The following is a 16,660-nucleotide window of genomic DNA, read 5'->3' as shown; positions in this document are numbered from 1 at the left end:
TTACAACAAAATAGCAATTTAATTACTGGGGTGTTTAAAAAAGCAACACTGTGATTTTTGAAGCTTTGGGTGGCATTGCGACAACTTGTTGTTCGCACAAGGAAAAGAGTGTAGTTGAACAATTAAAATTGGAAGCATGCAACATGAGCCAAGTAAAGCAGCTTGAACAAAACTACAACTATACGGTCGTTCGTCAATTTACCTTAACTACCATACTTTGGGGAATTGTCGGAATGGGCGTTGGTGTATTGATTGCCGCTCAGTTGGTGTGGCCGGCGTTAAACTTTGATACCCCTTGGTTGACATACAGCCGCTTGCGTCCACTGCATACAAACGCAGTGATTTTCGCATTCGGTACCAGTGCACTATTTGCTACGTCTTACTACGTAGTACAGCGTACTTGTCAAACAAGACTTTTCGGTGGGAAGTTAGCATCGTTCACCTTCTGGGGTTGGCAAGCCATCATTTTATCCGCGGCAATTACATTGCCAATGGGTTGGACCACAGGTAAAGAATACGCAGAACTGGAATGGCCAATTGGTATTGCCATTGCTGTTGTCTGGGTTGCCTATGCCATAGTCTTCTTCGGTACCATGATAAAAAGAAACACGTCACATATTTATGTGGCTAACTGGTTCTTTGGTGCCTTCATTCTAACGGTAGCAGTACTTCATATTGTCAATAACCTTGCGATCCCGGTTTCTATGAGTAAGTCATATTCGATTTACTCTGGTGCAGTCGATGCAATGGTTCAGTGGTGGTATGGGCACAATGCGGTAGGTTTCCTCCTTACTGCCGGCTTCTTAGGGATGATGTACTACTTCGTACCTAAGCAAGCAGGTCGACCTGTTTATTCTTACCGTCTATCAATCGTCCACTTCTGGGCGTTGATATCTCTATACATTTGGGCGGGTCCGCACCACCTTCACTATACAGCACTACCTGATTGGACACAGTCACTAGGTATGGTGATGTCATTGATCCTATTCGCACCATCTTGGGGTGGTATGATAAACGGTATCATGACGCTATCAGGTGCGTGGCATAAGCTTCGTTATGACCCAATCCTTCGTTTCTTAGTGGTTTCATTGTCTTTCTACGGTATGTCTACCTTCGAAGGCCCAATGATGGCAATTAAGACTGTAAATGCCCTATCTCATTATACTGACTGGACTATCGGTCACGTACATTCTGGTGCGTTAGGCTGGGTTGCAATGGTTTCTATCGGTGCGGTATATCACCTAATTCCAAAACTGTTCGGCCAAGAGCGTATGTACTCAATTAAGTTGATTAACGTTCACTTCTGGCTAGCGACGATTGGTACTGTTCTATATATCGTTGCTATGTGGATTTCAGGTGTGATGCAAGGTCTGATGTGGCGTGCGGTAAATACCGACGGTACGTTGACTTATAGCTTTGTTGAATCGCTACAAGCATCTTACCCATTCTACTTTGTTCGCTTTGTCGGTGGTTTAATCTTCCTGTCTGGTATGTTCTTACTTGCTTATAACACTTATAAGACCATTACCTCGCCGAAAGAAAGCCTGAAAGCCGCAGAGCAACCAGCATAAGGAGTACCGACAATGGCAAATAATCGTCATGAGATTGTAGAAAAAAATGTCGGCCTTCTAGCGATCCTAATTGTTATCGCTATTAGCTTCGGTGCATTGGTTGAAATTACCCCGCTGTTGTATCAAGACCAAACAACTGAGCCGGTAGACAACCTCCGTCCGTATACCGCCTTAGAAATGGAAGGTCGTGATATTTATATCCGCGAAGGCTGTAATGTCTGTCATAGCCAAATGATTCGTCCATTCCGCTCTGAAACCGAGCGTTACGGTCACTATTCATTGGCTGGTGAAAGTGTTTGGGAACACCCATTCCTATGGGGTTCAAAACGTACTGGTCCTGACCTAGCTCGTGTTGGCGGACGTTATTCTGATGATTGGCACCGTGTTCACCTGCGTGATCCTCGTGCTGTTGTACCTGAATCAAATATGCCTGGCTTCCCATGGTTAGAAGAAAACGTACTTGACGGTAAGTTAACTTCTAAGAAACTTGCAATCTTCAAAGATAACTTCGGTGTTCCATACACCGATGAGCAAGTCGCCAATGCTGGTGAAGAAGTAAAAGGTAAGACTGAAATGGATGCGGTTATTGCGTACCTTCAGTCTCTCGGTCACGCAATGAAATAAGGAGATACCATGGATATTGGAACCGTTCATAGCATTTGGACTGTTGTACTGTTCACTAGTTTTATCGGTATCGTCCTTTGGGCATACAGCAAGCGTCAGAAGTCACGTTTTGATGAAGCAGCAAACCTCGTTTTTGCTGACGAAGAAAATGATGTGGCAACCCGTGAGAACGACAGGAGCAAGGAAGCATGACTACGTTTTGGAGTCTATGGATAACAATCATCACCATTGGTACCTTTGTCGGCGTCTCTGCTCTGCTTGTTTGGTGTAGCAAGGACAAAATGGGGGTTGAAGAAGGTGAGGATATGGGGCACGAATACGATGGTATTCGTGAACTCAATAACCCACTGCCAAAATGGTGGTCCTACATGTTCTGGGGCACCATTATTTTCGGCCTACTTTACCTAATCCTTTTCCCAGGTTTGGGTAACTTCAAAGGCCTTCTGGGTTGGCAGAGTTCAGATCAAACCGTTCGTTCTATCGAGGAATCCAAGTTGGCGATTGCCAATTCCCAGAAAGAACAACGTTTGGACCAATATGCAAAAGAGTTGGATGATGCCCAAGCGCGCTTTGGCGAGACATTCAAAACTCTCGCGTATGATGAATCTGGTAACACTCTGCTTCCAATCACTCAGATCGCTGAAAGTGAAGAAGCTATCAAAGTCGGTCAACGCTTGTTCTTGCAGAACTGTGCACAGTGCCATGGGTCAGACGCCCGTGGTCAGCTTGGCTACCCTAGCCTAACAGATGGTGCTTGGTTATACGGCGGTGAAGCTGAAACAATCAAGACAACTATTATGGAAGGCCGCCAGGGTGTCATGCCTGGTTGGAATGAAACATTGGGTAAAGACGGCGTCACTGAGGTAGCTAGCTACGTACTTAGCCTATCAGGCCGAAGTGTAAATGCTAAGGAAGCCGCCGCGGGTAAACAGAAGTTTGTTGTCTGTGCGGCATGTCATGGTACGGACGGTAAAGGTAACCCAGCATTTGGTGCACCGGATCTGACGGACAATACATGGCTATACGGTGGCTCTCGTCGTGCTGTAGAAGCAACGATTGCACACGGTCGCCAAGGCGTGATGCCAGCGTGGAAAGATATTCTGGGTGAAGAAAAAGTTCAGGTTATCTCAGCGTATGTCTGGAACCTAAGTAACGACACATCAAAGTAACAACTCAAACAACACTCGGTTACAATTTGTTCATCTTTTTTGTACAAATATCTGAGACTTAACGACTAGCCCCTGTTATCTTCAGGGGCTAAATCCCTCTAAGTAACATAGGTATTCAATATGGGTAAACCTTGGTATAAGCAGTTCTGGCCATGGTTCGTTTTTGCCATTCCTGCTACTTCAATTGTCTATAGCCTGACCGCTGTCTATATCTTTTCTCAGAATAAAGTCGACCTTGTAGCTGAGGACTATTATAAGAAAGGTAAGGCGATTAACCTCGACCTATCCCGCCTACGAGTCGCTGATGCCTTAAATTTGAAAGCGCAAGTCGCCGTTAATGACAATGACATCAATGTTTTTTTCAATAAGGGTGATCTAGCTAACTATCCTAATTTGCGTGTGACATTTACACACCGTACTCTAGCTAATAAAGATTTTACTCAAATGGTGAGCGCCGATTTATCTGGGACTTATCGCTTCGAATCTTCACAGGTTTTAGATGGTCCATGGTTTGTCGAGTTAGAACCGTTTGATGGTGACTGGATGTTGCAAGGCCGTGTAAACCTTCCAACATCCGACCCGATTTCGCTGTACGGGCAGATTAAGGAATGACGAAAGACTGTTACCATTGCGGTGATCCTGTTCCACAGGATTGCCAGCACCATGTAGAAATACTGGGCAAAATCCGGGAGATGTGTTGCCCTGGCTGTGAAGCGGTAGCGCAAACCATCGTTGATAGCGGACTCACCTCTTATTATGAGTACCGCACGGCCCCGGCAGAAAAAGCCGACTTGGTGCCCCAACAGCTACAATCACTCCTGCTTTATGACCATGATGAAATTCAGCAGGAATTCGTACGGGATAATGAAAACAGCAAAGAAGCCTCACTGTCACTTGATGGGGTTTCTTGCGCGGCCTGTGCCTGGTTAATCGAAAAGCAAGTTATGCGCGAGCCTGGTGTGGTTTCTATCAGAGTCAATACGACCACTCACCGAGCTCTCCTCGCATGGGATCCCGACCGCGTCAAGCTCAGTCACCTTTTAAGTGTCATCCACCGTTTAGGCTACAAAGCCGCCCCTTTTGAAGCTGATGCGCAAGAACAGCAATACCACCGCACCATGAAAGGCTACTTATATCGCCTTGGCATCGCGGGGATTGCGACCATGCAAGTTATGATGCTGGCGGTAGCACTGTATTTCGAAATCTTCGGTGACCTAGATGCCGAATTCAAAAATTACCTCCGCTGGGTCAGTTTGATTTTCGCAACTCCAGTCATGCTCTACTCAGCACTGCCATTCTACCTCAATGCTTGGCGTAACCTGCGGGCAAAAACATTAGGGATGGATGTCCCAGTGTCTATTGCCATGTTATTTGCCTATGTGGCAAGCCTTTATGCAACCGTAATGGAAAAAGGCGAAGTGTTCTTCGAATCGATTTCGATGTTCGCTTTCTTTTTATTACTTGGTCGATTTCTTGAAATGCGCGCAAGACGCCATGCTGCAGCCGCCAGTGCCAACTTACTAAAATTGGTCCCGGCCATGGCAACATTGGAAGACGGCTCGCAGGTCGCAGCCAAGACATTGAAAGTGGGTGACGTTGTCACGGTATTGCCGGGCGAAAGTCTGCCTGCAGACGGTGAAATTCTAAAAGGCCAAACGGCCATCGATGAATCCATGGTGACGGGTGAATCGATGCCTGTACCAAGAATCGTAGGTGATACGGTTTTTGCGGGCACAATCAATGGTGATAGCCATATTACCCTTAAGGTAACCAAAGACCGCCAGAATTCACTCATCTCAAACATTGTTCGCTTACAAGATGAAGCACAAAGCTCCAAGCCCAAGGTGGCAGAGATTGCGGATATTGTTGCGCGATACTTTGTTGCGGCAATTTTGATCATTTCAGCGGGCACCTGGCTCTACTGGTATCAGCACCGCCCTGAAGATGCACTGTGGATCACTCTGGCGGTGTTGGTAGCAACTTGCCCATGTGCCTTGTCTCTTGCTACCCCAACAGCATTAACCTGTTCCACCTCAAGCCTCGGACGCTTGGGGATTTTGCTGCGCCGTGGCCATGTATTGGAAACGCTGTGTAATGTAAACCAACTTGTCATTGATAAAACGGGAACGCTGACAGAGGGCAATATTCGACTCGTTAAAACGCAAACCTTCAATAACTGCTCTGAAGAACAAGCTTTGGTAATGGCAGCAGAATTGGAACGGTTTGCTAACCACCCCATCGCTAGGGCATTTTCAGTTTACCGTGATGAAACACCACGGTTTGATGACGTAGAAAATGTTATTGGCAGCGGCTTGAAAGGTTCCATTGATGGCCAAGAATGGCGAATTGGTAAAGCAGACTTTGTGTTGGAACAAAACCCCGAAAGAGAACAACTGCTAGCTTCATGTGATATCCATTATCAAGTATGGCTCAGTTGTAATGGTGAACTTGCGGCGAGTTTTAAATTGGATGACCCTATCCGAGAGGACAGCCCTGAGCTTATCAAACAGTTCCAAGCTGAAGGTATTCAAGTCACTATGTTAACCGGCGATCATTCAGCATCAGCGCAGGTCGTTGCCGATAAACTGGGCGTTGATAACCTTAAAGCCGGTGTCTCCCCTGAAGGCAAACTGGACTACCTTAGAAGCTTAGGGAAAGACAAAGTTGCCTTGATGATTGGTGATGGCGTTAACGATGCCCCCGTATTGGCTGGTGCGCACCTTTCTGTTGCGATGGGGGGCGGTACAGATATAGCCAAGTCATCGGCTGATATGGTATTACTGGGTGATCAACTCTCTCGTATTTTACGTGCCAGAAAGCTGGCCCAGAAAACACGTAAAATTATCCGAGAGAATCTGGCTTGGGCTCTTGGGTACAACTTGATCATCCTGCCGCTGGCTGTAGCCGGTTTTGTTGCCCCTTACATTGCTGTTGTGGGGATGTCAGGCAGTTCTATCATCGTTGTTTCAAATTCTTTAAGGTTATTAAAAGAAAATGGCTAGTCTTTACTTGTTAATACCTATTGCGATTATATTTGTATGTATCGCAATCGGAATTTTCCTCTGGGCTGTTCGTAGTGAGCAGTTCGAAGATCTTGAACGCCAAGGCTACGATATTCTTTTTGATGAGAATGAGTCAAAGCCGACCGAAAGCAAGACAGAGAAGCCTGCAAGTGAAATAAGTGGCCGCCATGATGAGCGCTGACTTCTATGCTGCCTTCGTCATAGGTTTGATGGGGGCTGGTCACTGTTTAGGGATGTGTGGAGGCGTTTCTGCCGCTATCACTCTTGGTATACAAGGTAATCAACAGTCTTCCCGCTGGCCGTATTTAGTGTTATATAATCTAGGTCGAATCGCATCGTACATGATTGCCGGCGCGATTATAGGCGGCGCTTTTGCAAATCTAGCAAGTTATGGCGGACAAGTAACAGCATTGGCAGCTTTACGGTTACTTGCTGCTACGATGATGATTTTACTCGCATTATACATTGGTCAATGGTGGCATGGTGTCAGTAAAATTGAAGTCATTGGTAAAGGCTTATGGCGTTACCTATCACCGGCAGCCAAAAAGCTGTTACCTTTACGTAGCCCTTTTGCCGCAATTCCCTTCGGAGTAATCTGGGGGTGGCTTCCTTGTGGTTTAGTGTATTCCACTTTGAGTTGGGCGGCGGTTGCAGGTAGTGCTACCTCTGGTGCAAGTGTGATGCTTGCATTCGGTTTGGGCACGCTACCCGCCATGTTTGCAGTGGGCTCAATGGCAAACCAGTTACAGAAGTGGCTAAAGAACCTCTACTTTAAAAGAGCGAGTGCCTTGCTGTTATTGGCCTACGGGGTTCATACTGGTTATATCGCAATCAAACAAATAATGTAGGCTTTTTTAATACTCGTCATAATGATTCATATTATGTTAAAATATTGACCTACATCAAATTGGTTAGACAGGCTTATGATTTCAGACAAACTAACAACCAAACGTATCCAATCAGGCGGATGTGCGATCCATTGTCAGGATTGCAGCATCAGTCAGTTGTGTATTCCATTTACGTTGAATGAGTCTGAGCTAGATCAGCTAGATCAAATTATCGAACGCAAGAAGCCCATCCAGAAAGGCCAAGAGCTATTCAAAGCCGGTGATGAGCTAAAGTCGCTATACGCAATTCGTTCGGGCACTATCAAGAGCTACACCATTACTGAGCAAGGCGATGAGCAGATTACTGCATTCCACCTAGCCGGTGATCTAGTAGGTTTTGACGCTATCAATGAAATGATGCACCCGAGTTTTGCTCAATCTTTGGAAACATCGATGGTGTGTGAAATCCCATTTGAAATTCTAGATGATCTGTCAGGGAAAATGCCAAAACTTCGTCAGCAAATTATGCGTCTGATGAGTAATGAAATTAAAGGGGATCAGGAAATGATTTTGCTGCTCTCCAAAAAGAATGCGGAAGAGCGCTTGGCTGCCTTCCTATACAACTTGTCTCTGCGCTTCTCACAACGAGGGTTCTCCCCGCGTGAGTTCCGCCTGACAATGACACGTGGTGATATTGGTAACTACTTAGGACTAACGGTTGAAACCATCAGCCGCTTGCTAGGGCGTTTCCAGAAATCTGAAATGCTAAGCGTTAAGGGTAAGTACATTACTATCCTCAACCACGAAGAACTTGCAAAACTGGCTGGTGTAAATAAAAACACTATTGCCTAAGAGAATCGCCTAAGTCGATGATTATAAAAAGTGATACGCGAGCCGTATCACTTTTTTTATATTTATTTTCTACCACCACTCCCCTATTTCTCCCCTTTACGTTACAGTTATTAGTAACCAAAAATGCTTTCTGTGACATTTTCATAACAAGCAACTGATTTTGGTAAATTTACTCTGAATGTTTCTCTGCCCAAAAGTGACAGATTGATATCATTCCTTTGAGGGAACAGAGACTGGTTTAGACGCCAACACGGTTTGTGTAAGGGGGCAGTTATGACCAAGTACAGTAATATCCTCGTTGTTGCCGATCCTGCGCAGGATCATCAACCAGCATTGTCTCGCGCTATACACCTTGCTCGTCGTTCCGACGATGTAAAAATTACCCTTTTCCTCGCTATCTATGACTTCTCCTACGAGATGACTTCGATGCTCTCTGCTGATGAGCGGCAAGCCATGCGACGTGGCGTGGTTATGCAACGTGAAGAATGGCTCAAAGATCTTATCCGGCCATATACCGACGATGGATTTAATATCCAGCTCACTGTTGTATGGCATAACCGACCTTATGAAGCCATCATTGCAGAAGTCTTCAGTAATCATCACGATTTGCTGATCAAGGCAACACATGATCACGATAAAATCGGCTCTGTGATCTTCACACCGACCGACTGGCACTTGCTGCGTAAATGCCCTTGTCCGGTATTGATGGTGAAAGATCATAGCTGGCCTGAAAACGGAAAAGTACTCGCGAGTGTTAATCTTGCCGCAGATGACGAGACTCACGAGCAACTAAACGATTCCATTGTTGATGAAGCAAAATCCGTTGCCGATTTGCTCGGCGCAGAAGTTAACCTCGTTAATGCCTATCCTGCTACACCAGTCAATATTACGATTGAGCTTCCGGAGTTCGACCCTGCTTCATATACGGATGCGGTAAGGGGTCATCACTTGAAATCAATGAAAGCACTGCGTCATAAGCATGGCTTACCTGAAGAGCAAACTCATGTGCTTGAAGGGTTACCGGAGGATATCATTCCCCAGGTTGCCGAAGATATCGATGCGGAGTTAGTTATCTTGGGTACTACGGGCCGTACAGGGTTATCCGCGGTATTCATTGGCAATACGGCAGAGCACACAATAGATAGCCTGAACTGTGATTTACTGGCTTTGAAGCCTGATGGCTATGTCAGCCCGCTAAGCCCAAACATTTAACGGGCTCCAACAAAAAAAAGCCTCTTTCGAGGCTTTTTTTTGGAATGGATTCTTAGCGTAATTCGATAGGCTGAACCGGTTGTACCTGGTTACTTCCAGGCTTTTCTTCTGCATCAGCCAGTTTTTTAAGAAATGCGGTTAGGTAGAGTTCGTTGCGAATCTTATTGCAATAATCATGGCTAATATTGCGACGGTTCCATTCACTGGCAATGGCAACACGTGTATGGGTCGCTCTTCGCCCAAAGGCGTAAGTTTCACAGATTTCGAGGTTGCTCATTTGCTGCGGCGTTTTGGTGACTGCACTACTACGCATACCTAACTGCTGTGATTGCGAAGATGAGCAGCCTGCCAAGGTTGATAAGCAAAGTGCAATAAGCGCTGTTTTTAGCGGCTTGGAACGGCGAATCATGGAAGGTATAAGCATAATATTGATTTATAATGATTTGTTGTCTTTCGCCATTATAACTGATTACCACTTACATCCAATCTAAATTCAGCCTCAGAGTTTCTCAATAATTAACTGTGAGCTCGATACACAACATTAATCACAGAACGTAAAAAGGGCTGATTAGCACTATCAGCCCTTAAAGGATTCGATTTTTGAACTTAGTCAGCAGTATTGTAGTGGTATTCAAACACTGAATTGCTTGAATCATTCACTCTGGCATCACCAATGTGTCCTGCTGGCATGGAAGCATCACCTGAAGTGGTTAACTGGGCCTCAAGCACACTCATTGTTGGTGTATTTGCCTGCTGAATTAAATGGGCTGTTGGTGCCGTACGCTCACCTGTAGTAGACAAGTGGTAATCCAAAACATCGTTTGCCATTACCTGTGAAGACAGAACCAAAGCGCCGATGATAACGAAAGCTGATTTTTTCATAATCTACCTCTATGTGTATTACCAGTACCCTCGGTCCTTGAGAGTGTTGAGAAAAATTTCAGTAAGGTTTGAGCTCCCTCACTTGATGTACACATTGTAAGATTATGAATGCCTAAAACCCATGGCAGAAGTGGATTTAAGTAATACCAAAAACGTATCTCTGAATGAATGCTTAATGCAAATTTGCTATTTCATCATTAGTCGTTTAGCCGAGAAATCTTAAGTTGCTTTATCTCTTGTTCGAGCCATCGATACTTATCAGTGTTCCAGTGCCGCTGATTGTAGGCAATAACAATATCCATAACATCACGTCGAATTGTGCTCCCTTCCTCATCCATTTCGACAAATTGAAATTTATTATGATCAATAATTTGGTAGAGCTCACGTGGCGCTATGAACAGCATGTCTTCACTTCTAAGGGCTTGAAGGATCGGTATAGCGTGCTGGCTACGGAATGCAGGCTTAGCATTCAGATGAACATACTTCTTCACCAACTCCATTTGCTCATTAAAGCCAGGGACCACCATGCCGGCCCAGCGATAATTATCCAGATCCTCAATAGAGATAGTTTTCTGCTCATCCAGTAAACCGCGACGGCAGATAAAGCCAAATTGGCTTTTGGCTATATTCTTCTGATAAATAGCTTTCGGTGTCGAAAGTGGCTGATAAGTAATGGCTAAATCACAGCGGCCATCTTCCAATTGCGATACCGTACTTGCGCCAAAACTGTATAGCTCTAACTCTACATTCGGGCAGGCACGATTGAACAAACGATAGATTTCAGTACCATAGCTCTCAATTAAAAAGCCGTTAAGTGCAATACGAAACCGCCCTTCCATCTCAGCTGGAATAAATTGTTTCCTATCAAGTGTCGTTTGCAGATCGCTGAAAAGGTGCGGGAGTATCCCTGCCAGTTCTTCTGCTCTAGGGGTTAGCTTCAAGCCACGATTACTACGAACAAACAACTGGTCATCCAGTGCTTCACGCAGCTTTGCTAATGAGCGGCTAACAGCTGGCTGGCTGGTATCTAACTTGTCAGCAGCTCGATGAGTATTAGGTTCCTCTAATAGAACAACGAGCACTTTGAGTAAATTTAAGTCTAGCTTGAGAATATTAATAATAGTCACCCCTCATTTTTTGCACCCTACTCACTAATCCTCTGACTTCCAGAATGTTTTTAGCGCAACATACTTGGGTATAAATCATAACTTCAGCTTAATTTATACTAAGCGGTATGTATATTCTTACTGATTGTCTTCTTTTTCAGCGAGACAAATCTAAACCTAAGCTGAAAGTTGATAGAAAAACCTGCGTTCTTTGTTCAAAAATCACTATATCCCGATTAAAATACAGCGTTTTGTAAATATACATAAAATTTATCATGCATCAAATGTGTGACTTTAGGTGAGTAATGAAAAAAGCAATATTTTTAGGTATGGCCATTTTTGCATTAAGTGGTTGTAACAGTGATGATGTCGATCCTCAAGCTAACGAGAGATATTGTGCTTCTGTTAAGCTATCTGATAATCAATACAAAATAGATAAAATAAAGTCTGACTATCATAGAGAGAACTTGCCCCTAGCTGATGAGTATTGTGATAACTATAATAAGTATGTTTTTAATAAAATAGAATCAGATGATGGTGAAGCTACCCTCGTCTACGATGCGCCGTTTTTAATCTCTGATTTTGACGATGCCTTTTACACGGTTGGCTTATCAAAAGAAAATGGTACATCCCAAGATATAAATGCTCTGATTATCTCATCTGATTTTGATTTGGATAATTTAGATGCAAATATAAAGCTGTTAAGTAACAATCCACTAAATAGCAATTATTTATATATTAATGCTAGCGTAAGACACATGGTTGAAGTTTGTACAGAAAGCAATTGCCAAGACATCAATTGGATAGATCCTAACTGGCGAGAGATTCTGAAAATCATCGAAATTTTATCGCAGTTAGAGTCAAAAAACTTCCAATCAATTGATGAAGCCATTTCCTTTGATGAATACTTTTCTACATCATTAAACGCGCATGAATTATCTACTTTATATAATGAGATAGCTTTTTAAGCTTGAAAATGAATTCAAAAAAGGCGACCAATTGGTCGCCTTTTTTATAAATATTTTATGAGCAACGTTAAACGTTAGTCACATCGATAAACATTGATTCATCGATATTACTTGATGAAACTGTTGCCTCACTAAACGCGTATTCTTCCCTTTCGCCTTCACGATCCAGTGGAAGATTAACGAAATCAAACAGGTTTTTATCGGCCAGTTGACTTGGGCTAATATTTTGAATTGATTTGAAAATGCTTTCAACTCGGCCTGGCGCCTTCTTATCCCAATCAACCAGCATTGCCTTGATACTTTGACGCTGTAAGTTCTCTTGTGAACCACATAGGTTACAAGGAATGATTGGGAACTCTTTGTGCTCTGCGTATTTGATCAGATCTTTTTCACGACAGTAAGTCAGTGGACGAATAACAACATTACGACCATCATCAGAACGCAGTTTTGGTGGCATTGCCTTTAAGCGTGAACCATGGAACATGTTCAAGAACATTGTCTCAACGATGTCATCCATGTGATGGCCAAGAGCTAGTTTAGTCGCGCCAATTTTTTCAGCAAAAGAGTACAACGTACCACGACGCAAGCGAGAACATAGGCCGCAAGTCGTTTTGCCTTCTGGGATCTTCTCTTTAACGACAGAATAAGTATCTTTATCTACGATGTAGTAAGGGATATTGAGTGTCTCAAAGTAATCCGGCAGGATATGATCTGGGAAGCCAGGTTGTTTCTGATCAAGGTTAACAGCGACAACATCAAACTTGATTGGCGCTGCTTTTTGAAGATTCAATAGGATATCTAACATCGCAAATGAATCTTTGCCACCACTTATACATGCCATCACAACATCATTTTCTTCAATCATGTTGTAATCGATAATGGCATTACCAACATTCCTTCTAAGGCGCTTATGAAGTTTGTTGAATTCAAGTGTTTCTTTTCTAGTATCTGTTTGATTCATTGCGATTTCTCACACTGCCGATAGTATCGACTGTTGATTTCCTGATTGGATTTTCGTAAGGCGAGGATTATACGGATTTTTTAAGCCAGTTGAAATATTTCTCTCTGACAAAAGAAAGCCACACCAAATGATGCGGCTTTCTCTGCTTAGCTTTCCGTTCTTAAGATATTCAATTACTTAAATAAACCTATAAAGAACAGTTTAATGTAGTCAATCAAGCGGCTAAATAAACCACCTTCTTCAACTGACTCTAACGCAACAAGTGGTACTTCAGAGACATCCTTACCATCTACCTGATAGAAAATTTTACCAACAATCTCACCTTCGTTAATCGGCGCTGTTAGCTCAGACGTTAACTCTACCGTCGCTTTCATCTTACTCACATCACCGCGTGACAGGGTCACATAAGTATCTTCCAAAGTACCCAGTGAAATGGTATCGATGTTACCCATCCATACTTTTTCGTTAATCAGTTCATCACCTTGTTTATGTGGTGATACGGTTTGGAAAAACCTGAAACCGTAATTCAGCAGTTGCTTGCTTTCTGCCTCACGGGCTTTAGGACTACTTGACCCCATAACAACTGAGATCAAGCGCATATCGCCTTCTGTTGCAGAGCTTGCCAAGCTATACCCTGCACCACTTGTATAGCCGGTTTTCATGCCGTCAACGTTAATGCTGCGATCTGCAAGCAGACCATTACGGTTTCGCTGTGTGATGTTGTTGTAGGTAAACGAACGCTCGCTGTAAAGGGAATAGATGTTCGGTAAATCTTTAATTAACGCACGACCTAACAGCGCGATATCGTAAGGCGTCGAGTAGAGTTGATCACTATCTAGGCCATGAGGATTAGAGAACGAGCTGTTGTTCATATTAAGCTTTTTAGCCCATGAGTTCATAAGGCTAACAAACGCCCCTTCTGAACCTGCAACATGCTCTGCAATCGCCACACTGGCATCGTTACCTGATTGAACAATCAAGCCCCGGTACAAATCCATCATGTTCACTTCGGTATTCACCTCAATGAACATTTTTGATGAATCAGGAAAATTACGGGCCCAAGCATTTCGACTGATCACCACAAGATCATCTTCGCTGATGTTGCCACTTTTCATTTCTTGGCCGGCAACATAACTGGTCATCAATTTCGTTAAACTTGCAGGGTTGAGTTGCTCGTGAGCATTTTTCTCAACCAGAATTTGACCTGTATGGTAATCCATCAAGACATAACCATTGGCACCAAGAACCGGTGCGTCGGGGATAACTGTAGGTGCAGCAAAGGCAGAGGCCGAAAGACAAAGTGTTCCTGCAGCTAAAGTGCGAAAAGTGTGTTTCAGTTGTATAGTCATTTTTCTCGCCATCGATGGTGTTGTTGGGGGCAGTATATCTAACCCAAGAATGAAATCTTGTAAGCTTTACGAAGTCTTACGTTATTGTAAAATCCGTTACAACTGGGTATTTAAGTTGGTGTATTTTTAACCCAAGATATAAAATTTCAAGCAACATTTCCTGCTCAACGTCTCGTATTTCGATGCTGATCGCTTCTCCTCACCACTGTATTCCCGTATCAATGCATAGCGGATGTATAAAAATGCCGTTAAGATAAAGTAAAATAACATTTTCTCAGGCAGAGACGAGTCAACGTAAAGGAATGATAATGACTTTCTATCAAAAATTAGTACACCATCATAAAAAGATTTCTCGGCTTGAACACCTTGAAGCTATTTGTGGTTGGGATCAGGCAGCAGTGATGCCAGAAGGCGGTAACACTGCCCGTTCAGAAGCTCTGGCCGAACTTGCCGTTATTAAGCATGAACTATCAACTGCCCCGTTCCTTTCTGATTGGTTTGAGCAGGCGGACGACGAACAGTTAGACGCTGAGGATATGACAAGCCTTCATGAAATGAAACGCAGCTGGCAACAAGCCAATGTTGTACCCGCTGAACTCGTAGAGAAAAAGTCCCTGGCGTGCTCTAAATGTGAGCACGCCTGGCGAACGCAGCGTGATAAAAACGACTGGCAAGGGTTTAGCCAAAATCTAAAAGAAGTGGTTGAGCTAACGAGGAAAGAAGCGAAAATCCGTGCAGAAGCAACAGGTTTAAGCCGCTATGACGCCTTGCTTGATTTGTACGAGCCAGGAATGACAACCCGTGAGCTTGATGAATTATTCAGTGATGTCAAAAGCTGGTTGCCTGAGCTGATTCATCAGATCATGGATCGCCAAAGTCAGGATATTACCATCCAGCCTGTCGGTCCGTTTCCCGTAGAGCAACAGCAAGATTTAAGTCGTGAATTAATGACTAAGCTTGGATTTGATTTCAACCACGGCCGACTTGATAAGAGCGTACACCCTTTTTGTGGCGGTGTGCCGACTGACGTGCGCATAACCACTCGCTACGATGAAGCTGACTTTACATCGGCATTAATGGGGGTGATCCATGAGACTGGCCATGCTCGTTATGAGCAGAGCTTACCAGAAAAATGGGCGGGATTACCTGTAGGTAAAGCGCGTTCAATGGGCATCCACGAATCACAAAGCCTGTTTTTTGAAATGCAGCTATCAAGAAACGAATTGTTCATCGATATATTGGCACCGCTTGCAGCGGAAACATTCCAGCGTAGTGATGACCCTGCCTTATCGGCTGAAAACCTTACTTTGCTAAATACCCGAGTTAAACCAGGACATATTCGTGTCGATGCCGATGAAGCAACGTATCCAGCACACGTTATTCTGCGTTATGAAATCGAACGGGATTTGGTTGAGGGCAAAATTGAAGTCGAAGATATCCCTGAGTTATGGGACAAGAAAATGTCTGAGTACTTGGGTATATCAACCAAAGGGAACTTCACCGATGGTTGCATGCAGGACATTCACTGGACCTTCGGTGCCTTTGGTTATTTCCCATCCTACACCTTAGGTGCAATGTATGCAGCCCAGTTTATGGCGGCGATAAATAAAGAAATGAACGTTGATAACCTAGTCCGTGAGCGTAACTTACAGCCTATTTTCAACTGGTTAGATCGTCATGTTTGGAAGCGCGCTTCAACGGTATCCACCGATCAGCTATTGATCGATGCCACTGGCGAAAGGCTTAATGCCCAGTTCTTTAAGCAGCACCTTGAACAGCGCTATTTGAAGTAATTTCAGCCTTAAAGCAAGAAAGCCGCTAAATATTAGCGGCTTTCTTCAAAAATGTAATTTGGGCTCTTGTAGTAGTAAGCTGCGATAATGCGTACTTCAATCGCGCTTCTAGCCTATCGGATTCAATCTTGGCGTGCTTTATTCCTTGCAACCTATCAAGCGACTTGGCCTCACGATAAAGTGAAGTACTCTTAACGATCTTATACTCTGCCACTTTCAAGCATACTCTTAATTCTTCAACTTGCAGTTTCCACTCGTTAGCCTCCAGTTTAAGGTGCTGCAAAGTACCGTGTATACCGCTCGATGATGCTGCTGACATGCTA

At 43.9% G+C, this 16,660-nt stretch carries 17 protein-coding genes; 12 read left to right on the top strand and 5 right to left on the bottom strand.

Annotation, left to right across the window (positions count from 1 at the left end):
- Positions 1 to 143: 143 nt before the first annotated feature.
- The 10 genes from ccoN to uspE all read left to right on the top strand — a co-directional run bounded on the left by ccoN (position 144) and on the right by uspE (position 9,278).
- Complete coding sequence (gene ccoN / locus L4D79_RS15145) at positions 144 to 1,571, top strand: cytochrome-c oxidase, cbb3-type subunit I (RefSeq protein WP_428652387.1); 1,428 nt, start codon at positions 144 to 146, stop codon at positions 1,569 to 1,571.
- A 12-nt stretch (positions 1,572 to 1,583) separates the two neighbouring features.
- Positions 1,584 to 2,195, top strand: a complete 612-nt coding sequence (gene ccoO, locus L4D79_RS15140; RefSeq protein WP_428652386.1) for a cytochrome-c oxidase, cbb3-type subunit II — start codon at positions 1,584 to 1,586, stop codon at positions 2,193 to 2,195.
- A 9-nt stretch (positions 2,196 to 2,204) separates the two neighbouring features.
- Positions 2,205 to 2,387, top strand: coding sequence for a cbb3-type cytochrome oxidase subunit 3 (locus tag L4D79_RS15135; RefSeq protein ID WP_428652385.1), 183 nt, complete (start codon positions 2,205 to 2,207; stop codon positions 2,385 to 2,387).
- Complete coding sequence (gene ccoP / locus L4D79_RS15130; RefSeq protein ID WP_428652384.1) at positions 2,384 to 3,364, top strand: cytochrome-c oxidase, cbb3-type subunit III; 981 nt, start codon at positions 2,384 to 2,386, stop codon at positions 3,362 to 3,364. The genes L4D79_RS15135 and ccoP overlap by 4 nt, the downstream gene beginning before the upstream one ends.
- Before the next feature lie 120 nt (positions 3,365 to 3,484).
- A complete protein-coding gene (locus L4D79_RS15125) occupies positions 3,485 to 3,976 on the top strand; it encodes a FixH family protein (protein WP_428652383.1) in 492 nt (163 codons plus the stop codon).
- Positions 3,973 to 6,366, top strand: coding sequence for a heavy metal translocating P-type ATPase (locus L4D79_RS15120; RefSeq protein WP_428652382.1), 2,394 nt, complete (start codon positions 3,973 to 3,975; stop codon positions 6,364 to 6,366). The genes L4D79_RS15125 and L4D79_RS15120 overlap by 4 nt, the downstream gene beginning before the upstream one ends.
- Positions 6,359 to 6,568: a cbb3-type cytochrome oxidase assembly protein CcoS gene (ccoS, locus tag L4D79_RS15115; protein WP_428652381.1), complete on the top strand. Its 210-nt coding sequence runs from the start codon at positions 6,359 to 6,361 to the stop codon at positions 6,566 to 6,568. The genes L4D79_RS15120 and ccoS overlap by 8 nt, the downstream gene beginning before the upstream one ends.
- Complete coding sequence (locus tag L4D79_RS15110) at positions 6,558 to 7,235, top strand: sulfite exporter TauE/SafE family protein (RefSeq protein ID WP_428652610.1); 678 nt, start codon at positions 6,558 to 6,560, stop codon at positions 7,233 to 7,235. Before ccoS ends, L4D79_RS15110 begins: the two co-directional genes overlap by 11 nt.
- Before the next feature lie 75 nt (positions 7,236 to 7,310).
- Positions 7,311 to 8,066, top strand: a complete 756-nt coding sequence (fnr, locus tag L4D79_RS15105) for a fumarate/nitrate reduction transcriptional regulator Fnr (protein WP_039461230.1) — start codon at positions 7,311 to 7,313, stop codon at positions 8,064 to 8,066.
- 273 nt (positions 8,067 to 8,339) lie between these two features.
- The gene (gene uspE / locus L4D79_RS15100; protein ID WP_428652380.1) at positions 8,340 to 9,278 is read left to right on the top strand and encodes a universal stress protein UspE; all 939 of its coding nucleotides are present in this window, start codon (positions 8,340 to 8,342) and stop codon (positions 9,276 to 9,278) included.
- A 52-nt stretch (positions 9,279 to 9,330) separates the two neighbouring features.
- On the opposite strand, the gene L4D79_RS15095 is transcribed toward uspE, so the two are convergent.
- The 3 genes from L4D79_RS15095 to L4D79_RS15085 all read right to left on the bottom strand — a co-directional run bounded on the left by L4D79_RS15095 (position 9,331) and on the right by L4D79_RS15085 (position 11,287).
- Positions 9,331 to 9,591 (bottom strand): hypothetical protein, encoded by a 261-nt coding sequence (locus tag L4D79_RS15095; RefSeq protein WP_428652379.1) that lies wholly within the window; start codon positions 9,589 to 9,591, stop codon positions 9,331 to 9,333.
- 293 nt (positions 9,592 to 9,884) lie between these two features.
- On the bottom strand, positions 9,885 to 10,160 hold the full coding sequence (locus tag L4D79_RS15090) for a hypothetical protein (RefSeq protein WP_428652378.1): 276 nt from the start codon (positions 10,158 to 10,160) through the stop codon (positions 9,885 to 9,887).
- A 197-nt stretch (positions 10,161 to 10,357) separates the two neighbouring features.
- Entirely contained in the window at positions 10,358 to 11,287 is a 930-nt protein-coding gene (locus tag L4D79_RS15085) for a LysR family transcriptional regulator (protein ID WP_428652377.1), read from the bottom strand.
- A 284-nt stretch (positions 11,288 to 11,571) separates the two neighbouring features.
- On the opposite strand from L4D79_RS15085, the gene L4D79_RS15080 reads away from it, so the two are divergent.
- Positions 11,572 to 12,234 carry a hypothetical protein gene (locus L4D79_RS15080; protein ID WP_428652376.1) on the top strand — a complete coding sequence of 221 codons (663 nt, stop codon included), beginning with the start codon at positions 11,572 to 11,574 and terminating at the stop codon, positions 12,232 to 12,234.
- 67 nt (positions 12,235 to 12,301) lie between these two features.
- Here the strand turns inward: L4D79_RS15080 and ttcA are convergent, their stop codons facing one another.
- Both ttcA and L4D79_RS15070 read right to left on the bottom strand, forming a co-directional pair.
- Positions 12,302 to 13,195: a tRNA 2-thiocytidine(32) synthetase TtcA gene (gene ttcA / locus L4D79_RS15075; protein ID WP_428652375.1), complete on the bottom strand. Its 894-nt coding sequence runs from the start codon at positions 13,193 to 13,195 to the stop codon at positions 12,302 to 12,304.
- A gap of 173 nt (positions 13,196 to 13,368) precedes the next feature.
- On the bottom strand, positions 13,369 to 14,544 hold the full coding sequence (locus tag L4D79_RS15070) for a serine hydrolase (protein ID WP_428652374.1): 1,176 nt from the start codon (positions 14,542 to 14,544) through the stop codon (positions 13,369 to 13,371).
- A 308-nt stretch (positions 14,545 to 14,852) separates the two neighbouring features.
- Here L4D79_RS15070 and L4D79_RS15065 point away from each other — a divergent pair, with 308 nt between their 5' ends.
- Positions 14,853 to 16,337, top strand: coding sequence for a carboxypeptidase M32 (locus L4D79_RS15065; protein WP_428652373.1), 1,485 nt, complete (start codon positions 14,853 to 14,855; stop codon positions 16,335 to 16,337).
- Positions 16,338 to 16,660 lie beyond the last annotated feature (323 nt).

This window comes from Photobacterium satsumensis (genome assembly GCF_050336935.1).
In the GTDB taxonomy this organism is placed as follows: domain Bacteria; phylum Pseudomonadota; class Gammaproteobacteria; order Enterobacterales; family Vibrionaceae; genus Photobacterium; species Photobacterium satsumensis.
This window is presented reverse-complemented; position numbering and strand designations above follow the sequence as displayed.

What these genes read in the sequence shown, in the direction of transcription:
- ccoN (WP_428652387.1), top strand. Translation starts at nt 144, where the DNA reads ATGAGCCAAGTAAAGCAGCTTGAACAAAACTACAACTATACGGTCGTT.
- ccoO (WP_428652386.1), top strand. Translation starts at nt 1,584, where the DNA reads ATGGCAAATAATCGTCATGAGATTGTAGAAAAAAATGTCGGCCTTCTA.
- L4D79_RS15135 (WP_428652385.1), top strand. Translation starts at nt 2,205, where the DNA reads ATGGATATTGGAACCGTTCATAGCATTTGGACTGTTGTACTGTTCACT.
- ccoP (WP_428652384.1), top strand. Translation starts at nt 2,384, where the DNA reads ATGACTACGTTTTGGAGTCTATGGATAACAATCATCACCATTGGTACC.
- L4D79_RS15125 (WP_428652383.1), top strand. Translation starts at nt 3,485, where the DNA reads ATGGGTAAACCTTGGTATAAGCAGTTCTGGCCATGGTTCGTTTTTGCC.
- L4D79_RS15120 (WP_428652382.1), top strand. Translation starts at nt 3,973, where the DNA reads ATGACGAAAGACTGTTACCATTGCGGTGATCCTGTTCCACAGGATTGC.
- ccoS (WP_428652381.1), top strand. Translation starts at nt 6,359, where the DNA reads ATGGCTAGTCTTTACTTGTTAATACCTATTGCGATTATATTTGTATGT.
- L4D79_RS15110 (WP_428652610.1), top strand. Translation starts at nt 6,558, where the DNA reads ATGAGCGCTGACTTCTATGCTGCCTTCGTCATAGGTTTGATGGGGGCT.
- fnr (WP_039461230.1), top strand. Translation starts at nt 7,311, where the DNA reads ATGATTTCAGACAAACTAACAACCAAACGTATCCAATCAGGCGGATGT.
- uspE (WP_428652380.1), top strand. Translation starts at nt 8,340, where the DNA reads ATGACCAAGTACAGTAATATCCTCGTTGTTGCCGATCCTGCGCAGGAT.
- L4D79_RS15095 (WP_428652379.1), bottom strand. Translation starts at nt 9,591, where the DNA reads ATGCGTAGTAGTGCAGTCACCAAAACGCCGCAGCAAATGAGCAACCTC.
- L4D79_RS15090 (WP_428652378.1), bottom strand. Translation starts at nt 10,160, where the DNA reads ATGAAAAAATCAGCTTTCGTTATCATCGGCGCTTTGGTTCTGTCTTCA.
- L4D79_RS15080 (WP_428652376.1), top strand. Translation starts at nt 11,572, where the DNA reads ATGAAAAAAGCAATATTTTTAGGTATGGCCATTTTTGCATTAAGTGGT.
- ttcA (WP_428652375.1), bottom strand. Translation starts at nt 13,195, where the DNA reads ATGAATCAAACAGATACTAGAAAAGAAACACTTGAATTCAACAAACTT.
- L4D79_RS15070 (WP_428652374.1), bottom strand. Translation starts at nt 14,544, where the DNA reads ATGACTATACAACTGAAACACACTTTTCGCACTTTAGCTGCAGGAACA.
- L4D79_RS15065 (WP_428652373.1), top strand. Translation starts at nt 14,853, where the DNA reads ATGACTTTCTATCAAAAATTAGTACACCATCATAAAAAGATTTCTCGG.